General features: G+C 59.2%; 11 protein-coding genes. 5 read left to right on the top strand and 6 right to left on the bottom strand.

The window, feature by feature from the left end; all coding sequences use genetic code 11:
* Positions 1 to 63 precede the first annotated feature (63 nt).
* Together GM668_RS08445 and GM668_RS08450 are read left to right on the top strand one after the other, a co-directional pair.
* Entirely contained in the window at positions 64 to 579 is a 516-nt protein-coding gene (locus GM668_RS08445; protein WP_155438526.1) for an ABC-three component system middle component 1, read from the top strand.
* Complete coding sequence (locus GM668_RS08450; RefSeq protein ID WP_155438527.1) at positions 576 to 3,698, top strand: AAA family ATPase; 3,123 nt, start codon at positions 576 to 578, stop codon at positions 3,696 to 3,698. Before GM668_RS08445 ends, GM668_RS08450 begins: the two co-directional genes overlap by 4 nt.
* Before the next feature lie 9 nt (positions 3,699 to 3,707).
* Here the strand turns inward: GM668_RS08450 and GM668_RS08455 are convergent, their stop codons facing one another.
* The 3 genes from GM668_RS08455 to GM668_RS08465 are packed head-to-tail and all read right to left on the bottom strand — an operon-like array spanning position 3,708 to position 5,880.
* Entirely contained in the window at positions 3,708 to 4,295 is a 588-nt protein-coding gene (locus tag GM668_RS08455) for a gamma-glutamylcyclotransferase (protein ID WP_155438528.1), read from the bottom strand.
* Between the two features lie 46 nt (positions 4,296 to 4,341).
* Entirely contained in the window at positions 4,342 to 4,953 is a 612-nt protein-coding gene (locus GM668_RS08460) for an FMN-dependent NADH-azoreductase (protein WP_155438529.1), read from the bottom strand.
* Positions 4,954 to 4,971: 18 nt separating this feature from the next.
* Complete coding sequence (locus GM668_RS08465) at positions 4,972 to 5,880, bottom strand: LysR family transcriptional regulator (protein ID WP_155438530.1); 909 nt, start codon at positions 5,878 to 5,880, stop codon at positions 4,972 to 4,974.
* An 86-nt stretch (positions 5,881 to 5,966) separates the two neighbouring features.
* Here GM668_RS08465 and GM668_RS08470 point away from each other — a divergent pair, with 86 nt between their 5' ends.
* The 3 genes from GM668_RS08470 to maiA are packed head-to-tail and all read left to right on the top strand — an operon-like array spanning position 5,967 to position 8,174.
* Positions 5,967 to 6,512, top strand: coding sequence for a VOC family protein (locus GM668_RS08470; RefSeq protein ID WP_155438531.1), 546 nt, complete (start codon positions 5,967 to 5,969; stop codon positions 6,510 to 6,512).
* Positions 6,509 to 7,531 (top strand): fumarylacetoacetate hydrolase family protein, encoded by a 1,023-nt coding sequence (locus GM668_RS08475; protein WP_155438532.1) that lies wholly within the window; start codon positions 6,509 to 6,511, stop codon positions 7,529 to 7,531. The genes GM668_RS08470 and GM668_RS08475 overlap by 4 nt, the downstream gene beginning before the upstream one ends.
* Before the next feature lies 1 nt (position 7,532).
* Positions 7,533 to 8,174, top strand: a complete 642-nt coding sequence (gene maiA, locus GM668_RS08480) for a maleylacetoacetate isomerase (protein WP_155438533.1) — start codon at positions 7,533 to 7,535, stop codon at positions 8,172 to 8,174.
* A 26-nt stretch (positions 8,175 to 8,200) separates the two neighbouring features.
* Here the strand turns inward: maiA and GM668_RS08485 are convergent, their stop codons facing one another.
* Genes GM668_RS08485 through GM668_RS08495 form a run of 3 tightly spaced genes read right to left on the bottom strand, consistent with a single transcriptional unit; the run spans position 8,201 to position 12,307 of the window.
* Positions 8,201 to 9,931 carry a diguanylate cyclase gene (locus GM668_RS08485; RefSeq protein WP_155438534.1) on the bottom strand — a complete coding sequence of 577 codons (1,731 nt, stop codon included), beginning with the start codon at positions 9,929 to 9,931 and terminating at the stop codon, positions 8,201 to 8,203.
* Between the two features lie 52 nt (positions 9,932 to 9,983).
* Positions 9,984 to 11,150, bottom strand: a complete 1,167-nt coding sequence (locus GM668_RS08490) for an ABC transporter permease (RefSeq protein ID WP_155438535.1) — start codon at positions 11,148 to 11,150, stop codon at positions 9,984 to 9,986.
* Positions 11,150 to 12,307, bottom strand: a complete 1,158-nt coding sequence (locus GM668_RS08495) for an ABC transporter permease (RefSeq protein WP_155438536.1) — start codon at positions 12,305 to 12,307, stop codon at positions 11,150 to 11,152. The genes GM668_RS08490 and GM668_RS08495 overlap by 1 nt, the downstream gene beginning before the upstream one ends.
* Position 12,308: the final 1 nt, after the last annotated feature.

A 12,308-nucleotide genomic window follows, 5' to 3' on the forward strand; every position in this document is an offset into this window, starting at 1 on the left:
GTATTCTACGGTGGTACGACACCAGCAGCCACGCTGAGTCCGAGTGACTTGCCTGCAGATCGTATGGCGTTAAGTATCGGCCGGTACACGCTCGTTCTTGGTGTGCTTCCGGATGTTCCGACAGCAGAAGCTGTGCGCGAGGCAGTTAGGCGCTATCGTAATCAATGCGTTGTTGCGAGGTCCCACCTGAACCCGGACCAAAGCATAGACATGCAGTTAATACTGGTTGGCCCACGTGGCAGTGCCGCAGATAGTGATTGGCTTGCACTTGCGTTATCGATTGAACGGGATGATAGGGTCGCGCGCAAACTTGTCTGGTTATTGCCCGATACCCCAGAGGAGGACGGAGAGAGTTACGATCAATTTATCAAGCGGACATTTCTTGCTAAACCATGGAGTGAACCAGATCAGCTTGGCAATCAGGCGCTTGATAAATTAAGCGACGCAAATGTGAAAGTTGATGGGCTGTCTCACTCACTGGTTGATGAGTGGAAGCGAATTGCTTTAGATCAGGAGAAAACACCTGATGAAATTGTCGAAGCACTTGTGAAAGCTTGGGAAGTAAGGGACCTCATATGACTGGCATTTATCTTTCCCGCATTAGTCTTCGGGATTTTCGAACTTTCGGCAATTTCGACATCGATATCCCTGCTGCACCGGGGCTGACTCTGCTGACAGGCACTAATGGTTTAGGAAAGAGTAATTTTTTCGATGCCATTGAATGGGGGCTCACGGGGAAAATCCGGCGTTTTTCCGAGTATGTTGAAAAGGGTAAGCTCAAAGAAGATGCATATTTAACCAGGACAGGAGCCTTGGCGAACTCCCATAAAGTGATGCTGGAATTCTCTGATGGTTCGCAGATTGAACGCAGCGCTGCGTATGAGACGCCAATGCAGGTGATCATCACGCAACTTGCAAAAAAAGGGCGGGTTGCAATACACGACCTTGAAACCTACCTGGCGTTGACACACTTTTTAGGTCAGACATCGCAACAGCGGTTTACCAGTCTCGGCGAGCAGGAACAATGGAAGGCGCTGAAAGGACCGAGCGGTATTGAACGGCTTGAAAGTGTTCGTTCAGGCTTAAGAGGGCGCCCAACAACCAATGCCTTTACACGTCGGCTCGATGATGAACGAACTGCAATAGCGAACGTGCAAAAGAAAATCGCTGTGTGGCTAGGGTTACAGTCTCGTATTGATCGCCTTCAGCAAGCGGTTCGTGCATCGGGCACGCTGACAGAAGGCGAAGTGCAGGAGCGAACGCTCGTACTCGAAGCAAAGCTTTTTTCGTTGCTTAAGGAGCCCATGCCAAATATTGAAGGCGAAACACTCAGTCAATGGTTGATCAGGCTTGGCGAAATAATTGAGCAAAGTTTGCACCGCATTGCTGAGCGTATCGGATTACTCAAAGGACTTGAAGATTCAGTTGACCAATTTGCGGTGGCGAATGTCAATGCCCAGGTTGATCACCCGGTGTTAGTGCGTCTACGCAAAGACGCGGAGATTGTCCGTCATACATTGAGGGAACTGATACCGGAAAGCGAGCGTGCTGATCTGAATGTGGCATCGCAGAGTTCCGCTTTACGAAGTATGGAGCAAGACATTTCGCTGCTGGAGGCGGTCCGGACAGATTTACTCCGGCAACAAGACATTAGTGTTCAAATCGTAGCAGCAGAGACAGATCAGACTCGCATTTCAGCGATTCTGGCGGAACGCAGGGCAGCGCTTGCCACAGCCGAAGCGGATGTCCAGAGTCACACGGAAATGGCGGTCGAAGTTGCGCGATCAAAAAGCATCGCACAGCAGGCTCGCTCGTTGGTCGACTCGTATGCTCGCTTAAATGAACTGGATTTGCGAACTGCTCAAGCCGCAGAGGCATTGGCAGCGGCTCGGCAGGCTGAGCAGGATGCAAAAGTTAGACTTGAATCTGTTGTGCCATTGCGTGACCAGCTAGACGAACGTATACGGCGGGCAAAGAACGATTTCGAAGCCGCTGAGCGTCGCGCCAATGCGGTTAGTGCGGCGATAGCCACGATTGCGAGTCATATTAACCATGACGATCAGCATTGCCCGGTATGCAGAACCACTTTTGAAGTTGGCCAGCTCAAGCTTTTGGCCAATGAAGCTGCGCAGGCTTCGAACGTAGCGCTTGCCGGGATTGCTAATGAGATCGAGGCATTGCGCACAGAGGAAATGATTGTTCGCCTACGAATCGGCCAGTTACAAGCAGCAATAGACGCGCTGGTGCCAGTTGAGCGAGCGTGGATAACCAGCAGGGACACGGCACTTCAGGCGCGTGTTGCATTGACTGTTGAGTTAGGCGTAGACGAGAAAGCCGATCTTGGTTCAGTTGTCACCATGCGGGAGCAAATTTCGCTGGAAAATCTAACCAAGGCCACAGCCATGCAGGATGAACGGGCAGCGTCTGGTGCAGCGGCGGCTGAACGGCTTCCTGCAATCATGACTGAGGTACAGAGCTTGCTCGAACATCAAACAAAGGTTCTTGCAAAGTTGAGTGAACTGCGGTCGGAGACTGCCGCCTGCACTGAGCGCATAGCGGCGCGTGGGATGAGTGGTTGGTCTACTGAGAACATAAATATGCGGCTTTCAGAGCAGCGCTTATCGTTGGAAGCTGCCCGGGCCCAGTTGCACCAATTCGCGGAAATTGCAGCAAATGTTCGTTCCAGGTCGGATGTTATTCGCCAATCCCTCATTTTGGCAGAAAAAAGCGTGGCGGAAGCTGAACAAGCGCGCAACAACGCGGAACGTACTGCCAATCAGCTTCAATTACGATGGACGCGGAATTCATTAGATGGCAGCCCAAGTCGGGAGGCATTGGATGATGCGTTAGCCTCATTACAGGGGGATGTTGTATCGCTAAATTCATTGCGGACAGGCTTGCAGGAGTTGGCACGCGAAAATCAAGATGCCTTGTTAAAAATAGAGATCGAAAAGGTCGCCAGTGAAATGAGAGAAGTGGGAGGTGACGAAGGCTTTTCTGATCCATCAGGATATCTGGCTCAACTTGACCAACAGGAAGCTGCGGCAAAGGCTGCCCTCAAACTGACGGAAGAAACACGAAGAGCTGTTCAAGGCTTCACTGAATCCCTTAAGAGCCATGCGGAAGACTACACTGCACAAGTGCTAGCGCCACTTAATGGCGTGATTTGCGATTTTAATGAAGCGTTGTTGAGTACTCCTGGCCAATCAATTCAATTCAAAACGGCACATAGAGTTGACTCAACAACGTTAGGTATGTTGTTGCAAAGGCGGCATCCGACGGAATTCGGATCAATACAGCAGGAAGTCTTACCTCCGCAAGTCGTGTTGAGCGAGGGGCAGCTTGCTGCAAACGGCTTTAGTATTCTTTGTGCTGCCAGCACTGCTTACAGATGGTCGAAGTGGCAGGCGCTGTTGCTAGACGACCCTCTGCAACACAACGATATTATTCATACCGCTGCCTTTATCGATGTGATGCGCAATTTGGTTGAGTTCCAGGGCTATCAACTGATCATGTCTAGCCATGACAAAGCAGAAGGTGATTTCATTGCACGTAAATTTAATGCAGCTGGGTTGCCATGCTCACGAATTAACCTGATTTCGCCGTCTAATAGAGGCGTCGTCTTTGAGGGGCCTGAGCACAATAGTGCAGCCCAGGCCATAATGAGGAGGTCTGGTTCGAGGGTTGCGGTGCAGTGAAGGGGAATGTTAACGTCCATCTTTGCTGGCGATTAACTCCAGCAAATGCTGTTCGATGGCAAACACGTGTTCATCGTCGCGTCCCAATTCGCGCAGCGCGACAGCCAGTTGCGTCAGGTAATCACTGTTCGGGCCGCTGGGGCCGAAAGAGCCGGCAATTTGCAATGCAATGTCCGCTTCGCTGGCCGGGCCAAGAAAGGAGTCATTATCTTCGCGGGCAATGTAGACGACGCCTTCGGCCATGTCGCCGGAACCGTCTTCAAACGCGATGTCGACGACGCGCCGCAGGTAACCGTTTTTTTCGCGGTAATCGAGGTGCGTAAACACATCCGGCGATACCAGGTACGCCATGCCATGGCACACGGCGCCTTCGTCGGGAATCAACGTGACGACGCGGCCAGGCGCCGCGGGCGTACCACGGTGGTCATGCGAGCCTTGCCAGAAACGGCGCGACCAGCCTGTGATACTGGCGGCGCGGCGCTGCATGAAAGGGAAGTCTGCTTTGTAAATCAGGGAACCGTAGCCGAATACCCACACGCTGTGGTGGCCATCGAAGTGGTCCATTTGCTGGTTGATGGCAATCGTGTTCGAAGACATAAAAGTGCGGCGCTGCAAAAATCTTATTGTAAAGCGCCGGACTGCTTTACGCTGCCAGCAGTGCGGCCTGCTGCAGCGCGGCTTCGATGGCTTGTTCGCGCGCCGCCGTGCCCTGCGCCAGGTTATCCGCTTCCAGGATGTGCACGTCCGTGATGCCCACCATGGCAAAGACGGCTTTCAGGTAACCCGTGTGGTAGTCACTCATGCCGGCCAGCGTAGGGCCGCCCCGCGTCGATGCTACGATGGCGCGTTTGCCGGTTGCCAGGCCGATCGTGCGGCCGCTGGGCGATACCTTGTACGTCCGGCCTTCCAGTACGACGCGGTCCAGCCACGCTTTCAATGTGGAGGGAACCGACAGGGTCAGCACGGGGGCGCCCAGCACAATGACGTCGGCTACCATGAATTCCGCCAGCAGCAGCTCGGTCAGCATCACGTCGCCCTGCAAGTCTTCATTGAGGGGAATGGTGCTGTTCCACTGGCCGCGCATCACTTGCAATAACGGCCCCGTGACGTGGGGCAGGTGGCCGGCGCCCAGGTCGCGGTAGGCGACATTGGCATCCCAGTGGCGCACCCGCAGCGCATCGACAATGGCGGCAGTCAGCTGGCGCGACGCGGAATTGTCTCCAAGACAAGCGGAATCAATGTGCAGGATATTCATGAAATATTTTCCCGGATGTCACACGGCCAGCATATCAGCCCGGGCGCGGTTCCACTCGTGGCCCACCATAAATTGCAACAAAAAAGCCACAAAACTTTCTGCTGCCGGTGACAGCGAGCGGGTGCTCTTGGTGTATACAAAGAAGCGCCGCGTCAGTTCCGGCTCTTGCAGCAAGCGCATTTGCAAGCCATACAACTTTGCCATCGGCGCCGCATACGGAATGCATGCGGCCACGCCCAGTCCCGCATTGACCATGGCCAGCGCCGTGGTCATGAACGTCACTTCATTGAACGGGTGCAGCGGCACGTCGCGCAGCAAGCGTTCCGTGAACTGGCCTTGCAGGGCAATCAGCGGATAGCGCTCGACGTCGGCCCACGTAACCTTACCCTGGCTTTCCAGCGGGTGGCCGGACGGGAACACCAGCACGAATGGCATATCAAACAATAATTGCGCGGCAATTTCCGCTGCCGGGTCCCGTTCCGGGCCGATGCCGAAATCCACTTCGCCGGAAAACACGCGCCCGGACACGTTTTCCACCGGGCAGTCGACCAGCTTGACTTGCACTTCGGGATGCGTGGCGCGGTAGGCGGCAATCGCTTCCGGCAACAGCGTACACGCCATCATTTGCGGCGCCGCCACCCGCACCAAGCCTTTCTTTAACGCTTTGCGGCTGGCGATGTCCGCCATGGCGCCGTCGAGGTCTTGCAGCATTTTGTCGAACAGCGGATACAGTTCGCGCCCCACTTCCGATAACTGGGCGCGCCGCGTGTTGCGCTCGACGACTTTGACGCCCAGTACCTGTTCCAGTTCCTTGATCTGGCCGCTGAGCGCCGATTGCGTCACGTGCAACTGTTCGGCGGCCAGCGTAAAACTGCCGGTGCGGGCGACGGCAACCAGCGCGCGCATTTGGCGTAACGTGGGATTCATAAGAAAATCCGATAAATCGATTGAAAAATACTGTTTGTATGATATCTGAAACCACGGTTTAATGGCTGTATTCCGAGGAGCCCACCATGAAAATCAAGCAAATCCACCACGTGGCATACCGCTGCAAAGATGCGAAAGAAACCGTCGAGTGGTACGTGAAGCACCTGAACATGAACTTCGTGCTGGCCATTGCCGAAGACGAAGTGCCATCGACCAAAGCGCCGGACCCGTACATGCACGTGTTCCTGGACGCGGGCCAGGGCAATATCCTGGCCTTCTTTGAATTGCCGACGCAGCCGGAAATGGGCCGCGACACCAATACCCCGGCGTGGGTACAGCACCTGGCGCTGGAGGTGGGCAGCATGGATGAATTGCTGGCCGCGAAAGAACGCCTGGTGGCCGCCGGCATCGACGTGCTGGGTCCCGTCAACCACACGATCTTCAAGTCGATTTATTTCTTCGATCCGAACGGCCACCGCCTGGAACTGGCGGCCAATACCGGCACGCCGGACATGATGAAAAAGCTGGACGACGTCAAATGGGACATGCTCGAAGAGTGGTCCAAAACCAAACGCGCACCCAGGCACGCTGCCTGGATGCATGCGCCTGCACCTGAAGGAAACGCACAATGAAACTCGCCACCCTGAAAAACGGCAGCCGCGACGGCGCCCTCGTCATCGTCAGCCGCGACTTGTCGCGCTGTGTTTCCGCAGCAAGCATTGCGCCGACCTTGCAGGCAGCGCTGGACAACTGGGATGCGGTTGCGCCGCAACTGGCCGCGCTGTATGAACAGCTCAATGCCGGCGCCGCGGCAGGCGCGCAGCCATTCGACCAGGCCGCCGCGCATTCGCCGCTGCCGCGCGCCTACCAGTGGGCCGACGGTTCCGCCTACATCAACCACGTGGAACTGGTGCGCCGCGCCCGCAATGCGGAAGTGCCGGCATCGTTCTACACGGACCCGCTGATGTACCAGGGCGGCTCCGACAGCTTTGTCGGCCCGCGTGACAACATCTACGCGTTGACGGAAGACTGGGGCATCGACCTGGAAGCGGAAGTGGCCGTGGTGACGGGCGACGTGAAAATGGGCGCCACGCCGGACGAGGCAGCGCAAGCCATCCGCCTCGTCATGCTGGTCAATGACGTTTCGCTGCGCAACCTGATCCCCAATGAATTGGCAAAAGGCTTCGGCTTCTTCAATTCCAAGCCAGCCAGCGCATTCTCTCCGGTCGCCGTCACGCCGGATGAGCTGGGCGCCGCCTGGATGGACAACAAGGTGCACTTGCCGCTGGCCGTGCATTTGAATGGCCAGCCATTCGGCAAGCCCAATGCGGGCGAAGACATGACGTTCAGCTTTGCGCAGCTGGTGGCGCACGCGGCGCAAACGCGTGAGCTGGGCGCCGGCACCATCATCGGTTCCGGCACCGTATCGAACAAGCAGGGCAGCCTGCACGGTTCGTCGATTGCCAACGGCGGCGTCGGCTATTGCTGCCTGGCCGAAGTGCGCATGTATGAAACCATTGAAAGCGGCAAGCCGCAGACGGGCTTCCTGAAGTTTGGCGATACCGTGCGCATTGAAATGAACGATGCCGCCGGCGCTTCCATCTTCGGCGCGATCGACCAGACCGTGGCGCACTACCGCGAACGGGGCTGACATGAAACTCTACACGTACTTCCGCAGCTCGGCCGCTTACCGCGTCCGCATTGCGCTGGGTTTGAAGGGTTTGCCGTACGAGGCGGTGCCGGTGCACTTGCTGAAAAACGGCGGCGAGCAGCTGGCCGAAGCGTACCGGGGCATCAACCCGGCCGCGCTGGTGCCGGCCTTGCAGGACAACGGCGCCACCATCACGCAATCGATGGCCATCATCGAGTACCTGGACGAAGTGCATCCGCAAACACCGCTGCTGCCGGCCGACCCGGCAGGCCGCGCCCGCGTGCGGGCATTGGCGCAAACCATCGCGTGCGACACGCACCCGCTGTCGAACCTGCGCGTGCTGAAGTACCTGACGGGGACGCTGGGCATTTCAGAAGAAGCCAAGACGGCGTGGATGCACCAGTGGATGACGCTGGGACTGGCCGCGTTTGAAGCGCTGCTGGGCGATGGCAAGGCGGGGCGCTACTGCCACGGCGATACGCCGGGCCTGGCCGATTGCCTGCTGATGCCGCAAGTGTTCAATGCACAGCGCTTTGGCGTGGATCTGGCGCCGTACCCGCAGATTGCGCGGATTGCCGCCAATTGTGCGGAGCTGCCTGCGTTCCAGGCCGCGCATCCGTCGCAGCAGGCGGACGCGGAGTAACTGTTTCGGCTACTGATACTGGGACGTCACGGTCCCAGCACCACCCGGTTCCGTCCTTCTTCCTTGGCCTGGTACAGCGCCTTGTCCGCCCGCACCAGCAACGACGACGCCGTATCCGGCGCCTGCTGCGGCCGCGACGCGGCCACGCCGATACTGATGGTCAGCGCAATGGCCAGCCCGCCATCGACTTCCACCGCCAGCAGCGACGCCGCTTCCCGCAAGCGTTCCGCTGCCAGGCCAGCCGTTTCCAGGTCGGTTTCCGGCATCAGCAGCACGAATTCTTCCCCGCCAAAACGGGCCACGGTATCGATTGCCCGCAGGCTGGCGGACAGCATGTTGGCCACGGCAATAATGGCGCGGTCGCCCGCCTCGTGGCCATAGGTATCGTTGATGCGCTTGAAGTGGTCGATGTCCACCATCAGCAGCGCCAGCGGGTGGCGCAGGCGGCGCACCCGCTCCAGTTCCTTGGCAATGTGCTCCGTCATCTTGCGGCGGTTGGCGATGCCCGTCAGCGGGTCCGTCGTGGCCAGCTGTTCCAGCTTGGTATTGGCCATCAACAGTTCCAGCGTCCGCTGCAGCACACGGTCTTCCAGGTTGTTGCGCTCATCGTTCAGCGCACCCATGGCGCGGCGGCGCGCGCGCAGCGCCATCACCAGCGCGGTAATCAGCACGCCTTCCACGACGATCAATCCCACGCCGGTCAGGATTTGCCAGCGGTACAGTTCCCATACGCCGTGTGGCCGGTTCAGCATCAGCGCCCCCTGCGGGATGTTGACCAAGCCATAGCGTTCGGCAGTCTGGTAGTCGAACACGTAGCGCTGCACATTGCTCATGTCGGCAGGCTGCCCTTGCAGTACCTGGGCCACGGCACGGCCGATGGCTTCGCCGCTCAGCACATAGCCGCCCGCAATGCCGGGCACGACCAGCGATTCCACGTGGGTAAAGATCGGCACTTGCGTGACGTCCGCAAGCTTGCGCGCCACGTCCGACGGCAGCGCGGCGCCGCCCGTGCTGTCGGTATAGGTGGCAAACATCAGGATGGCCGTTCCGCCTTTCAGCAGCGACGCGCGGCGGTACAGCTCATCGAAACTCTGGTTGTCCCAGTATTCCATCTGCAGCCGCTGGCCATAGGCGCGGGCCGCTTCGCGCGCACCGGCGATCCATTCCTGCACGCGGGGCGTCTTGTCGCCTACCACCACGATGCGCCTGGTGGACGGCGCCACGCGCGTGATGACGCCCAGCATGCGGCCATAATCATGCGCGACTTCCAGCGCTTCGCCATCGCGCGGGCGCCAGCCCCTGCGGCCATGGTTGACGTAGAAGCGGGGTACGCCGGGGAATAGTTCGGGATGGCTGTTGAGGAAGGTGGCGGCCAGGTAGTTTTCCGTCACCACGGCATCGAGCTTGACTTGCGCATACTTGGTGCGCAGGTAGGGCGCCATGCTGTCCAGCGACGGCTGCCTGCCGACGCGGGCCACGTCGAAGCGCTCCTCGAAGATCATCGGCACGTCGCCCCACGCCTTGCGGCCCAGTTCATCGTACAAGCCCTTGTGCACCATGGCTTGCCACGCCGAGATATTTTCCGCGCCCAGCGAATACAGCACCAGCACCTTGCGGTCTTCGCCGGCCGCAATCGCATGGCCGGCTTGCGCCAGCAGCCAAAACACGGCGCATGCCCAGGCCGCCGCGCGCGGCAATTTGCGCGGCAGCTTGCCCCGGATACGCGGCGGGGCGGAGCGTGGCAAAGTCAGTGGCATGGAATTCGTCGCGGATACGGCGGGCAGGGCGCAAAGTGTAGCATGAGTTATATCAGGCCGCCCGCAGCGCATCGACGATTTTCATGCGCGCGGCGCGCACAGCGGGCAGGAAGCCGCCGATGAAACCCATGGCCATGGCAAACATCAGGGTTTTCACGGCAATGAGCGGCGTCAGGCGGAAGCCGAAAGCCAGTTCGGAAAACGACTGGAAATTGGTGGTGGAGAATGACAGCATTTGCATCAGCGAGGCGCACGCGAGGCCCGCCACACCGCCCACCAGCGCCAGCAGCATGGCTTCCAGCAGGAATGCGGCCAGGATATGGCGGCGCTGGTAGCCCAGCGCGCGCAGCGTGCCGATTTCCGCCGTGCGGCTGGCCACGGATGCGTACATGGTAATGGTGGCGCCGATCATCGCGCCGACCGAGAAAATGATGGACAGCGCCAGGCCCAGGATACTGATGAAGTTCGACAGCGCCTTCGACTGGTCGGCATAAAACGTTTGTTCGCGCCGCGCTTCCACGGTCAGGCGCGGATCGTTTTCCAGGTCGCCTTTGAGCTGCTCAAAGCGGCTGCTGTCCGACAGGCGCAGCACGATGGATGACCACGCCAGGCGGCGGAACGCCTGCACCAGCTGGTCGGCATCGCCCCAGATTTCCGAATCGAAGCCGCTGTTGCCCGCATCGAACAAGCCCACCACCGTCCATTCGCGCTGGCCGAAACGCAGCTGGTCGCCGATCGCCACACCGGCAAAGCGGCGCGCGATGCCGCTGCCGACGATGACTTCCGAAGCGCCCGGCGTAAACAGGCGGCCTTCCGTTACATGCACTTGCGGCCGCAGCGCAAAGCCTTGCTGGCTGGCGCCGCGGATGACGACATTCGACGCCTTGCCGCTGCCGCGGCGCGGCAATGAAATCAGCACCACGGTTTCCTTCGACAGCAGCGGCCTGCCTTGCGCATCGCGGGCAATGGCAGGGTGGCTGGCCACGATATTCGACATATTGCGGTCCACGCCGCTTTGCACTTCTGTTTCCGCCGAGCGGCGCGTGACCACCACGTTGTCATATTCGCCCGTCGTGACCAGCGTATTGCGCAAGCCTTCGTCCAGCATCAGCACGGTGGCAAACACGAATACCACCAGCGCCAGCCCGCCCGCCGTCAGCGCCGTGGTCAGGCGGCGCGCCCACAGGTTGCGCGCGATGTAGGGCAGCGGGATCTTCATCAGGCGATGCTCCTCAGGCCATCCAATATGCGCATGCGCGCCGCCCGCACGGCAGGGATCGCGCCCGATATCAATCCCACCAGCAGCGCCGCTCCCACTTGCATGGCGAGGGTAACAGGCGCCACGTGGAAGACGGGGAACATGGTGCCCAGGTTGGCGGCAATTGCACCGGCCAGCGGGAACAGCAGCGCAATGCCGCCTGCCGCGCCCACCAGCGCCAGCAGCAGCGCTTCGCCGATAATCAGCAAGGCAAGATAGCCGGGGCCGAAGCCCAGTACTTTCAAGGTCGCATATTCGGCCTGCCGCTCGCGCGCGCTCATGGCCATCGTGTTGGCCATGACGGCCATGATAATGATGATGACGACAAACGATACGATGCGGATGGCCGCCACGATGGCTTCCGACATGGCGACAAAGCCCAGCTGGAACGCTTTCTCGGTCTCGGTCAGCGTCTCCGCCAGTGAATTGGCAAATTGCGCATCGATGGCTTGCGACACGGCGGCTGCATCTTCCGCGCGGGCAATACGCACCACGTACACGCCCACCTGGTTGGCGCGGCGCGGATACACTTTCTTCACGCCTTCATTGACGTAATCCCAGTGGAAAAACATGGTGGCCGTGTTGGTCGACGGCTGGCGGCCGTCATAAATGCCGCGGATCGTGAACGACCACTGGCCCGGATAAATCGTGCCGCGGATGGGGATCGTATCGCCTACTTTGAAGCCATACTGGTCGGCCAGCTTGCGGCCGACAATCGCGCCTTTGCGGTCGCGCAGGAAGGCCGTGCGTTCACTGTCGGGGAGCAGGAAGTCCGGATAGATGTCCAGGTAGCTCTGGCCTGAAATGGCGAATTGCGCAAAGAAGTTCTTCGGGTCCTTGTAGATGCCGCCAAACCAGTTGGCATAGCCGACCCCCGTCACGCCTTCCATGCCGCGGATGCGGGCCTGGTATGCCAGCGGCAAAGAAAATACCAGCGACGTGGCGTTGCGCGTCACCAGCGTGGTGTTCGATGCGCCTTCCGCGCCCGCGTACCACGCGCCCACGACGGTTTGCAGCAAGCCGAATGACAGGGTCGCCACCACCAGCCCCAATACCGTCAGCGCCGTGCGCAATTTGTGGCGCAGCGCGTTGCGGGAAATCAGGCGCAGCACGTACATG

Source organism: Pseudoduganella ginsengisoli, assembly GCF_009720865.1.
In the GTDB taxonomy this organism is placed as follows: domain Bacteria; phylum Pseudomonadota; class Gammaproteobacteria; order Burkholderiales; family Burkholderiaceae_D; genus Rugamonas; species Rugamonas ginsengisoli.

Bases quoted from the DNA above. Each gene is read 5' to 3' on its own strand.
- GM668_RS08455 (WP_155438528.1), bottom strand. From the start codon at position 4,295: ATGTCTTCGAACACGATTGCCATCAACCAGCAAATGGACCACTTCGAT.
- GM668_RS08495 (WP_155438536.1), bottom strand. From the start codon at position 12,307: ATGTACGTGCTGCGCCTGATTTCCCGCAACGCGCTGCGCCACAAATTG.
- maiA (WP_155438533.1), top strand. From the start codon at position 7,533: ATGAAACTCTACACGTACTTCCGCAGCTCGGCCGCTTACCGCGTCCGC.
- GM668_RS08490 (WP_155438535.1), bottom strand. From the start codon at position 11,150: ATGAAGATCCCGCTGCCCTACATCGCGCGCAACCTGTGGGCGCGCCGC.
- GM668_RS08445 (WP_155438526.1), top strand. From the start codon at position 64: ATGGCGTTAAGTATCGGCCGGTACACGCTCGTTCTTGGTGTGCTTCCG.
- GM668_RS08460 (WP_155438529.1), bottom strand. From the start codon at position 4,953: ATGAATATCCTGCACATTGATTCCGCTTGTCTTGGAGACAATTCCGCG.
- GM668_RS08475 (WP_155438532.1), top strand. From the start codon at position 6,509: ATGAAACTCGCCACCCTGAAAAACGGCAGCCGCGACGGCGCCCTCGTC.
- GM668_RS08450 (WP_155438527.1), top strand. From the start codon at position 576: ATGACTGGCATTTATCTTTCCCGCATTAGTCTTCGGGATTTTCGAACT.
- GM668_RS08485 (WP_155438534.1), bottom strand. From the start codon at position 9,931: ATGCCACTGACTTTGCCACGCTCCGCCCCGCCGCGTATCCGGGGCAAG.
- GM668_RS08470 (WP_155438531.1), top strand. From the start codon at position 5,967: ATGAAAATCAAGCAAATCCACCACGTGGCATACCGCTGCAAAGATGCG.
- GM668_RS08465 (WP_155438530.1), bottom strand. From the start codon at position 5,880: ATGAATCCCACGTTACGCCAAATGCGCGCGCTGGTTGCCGTCGCCCGC.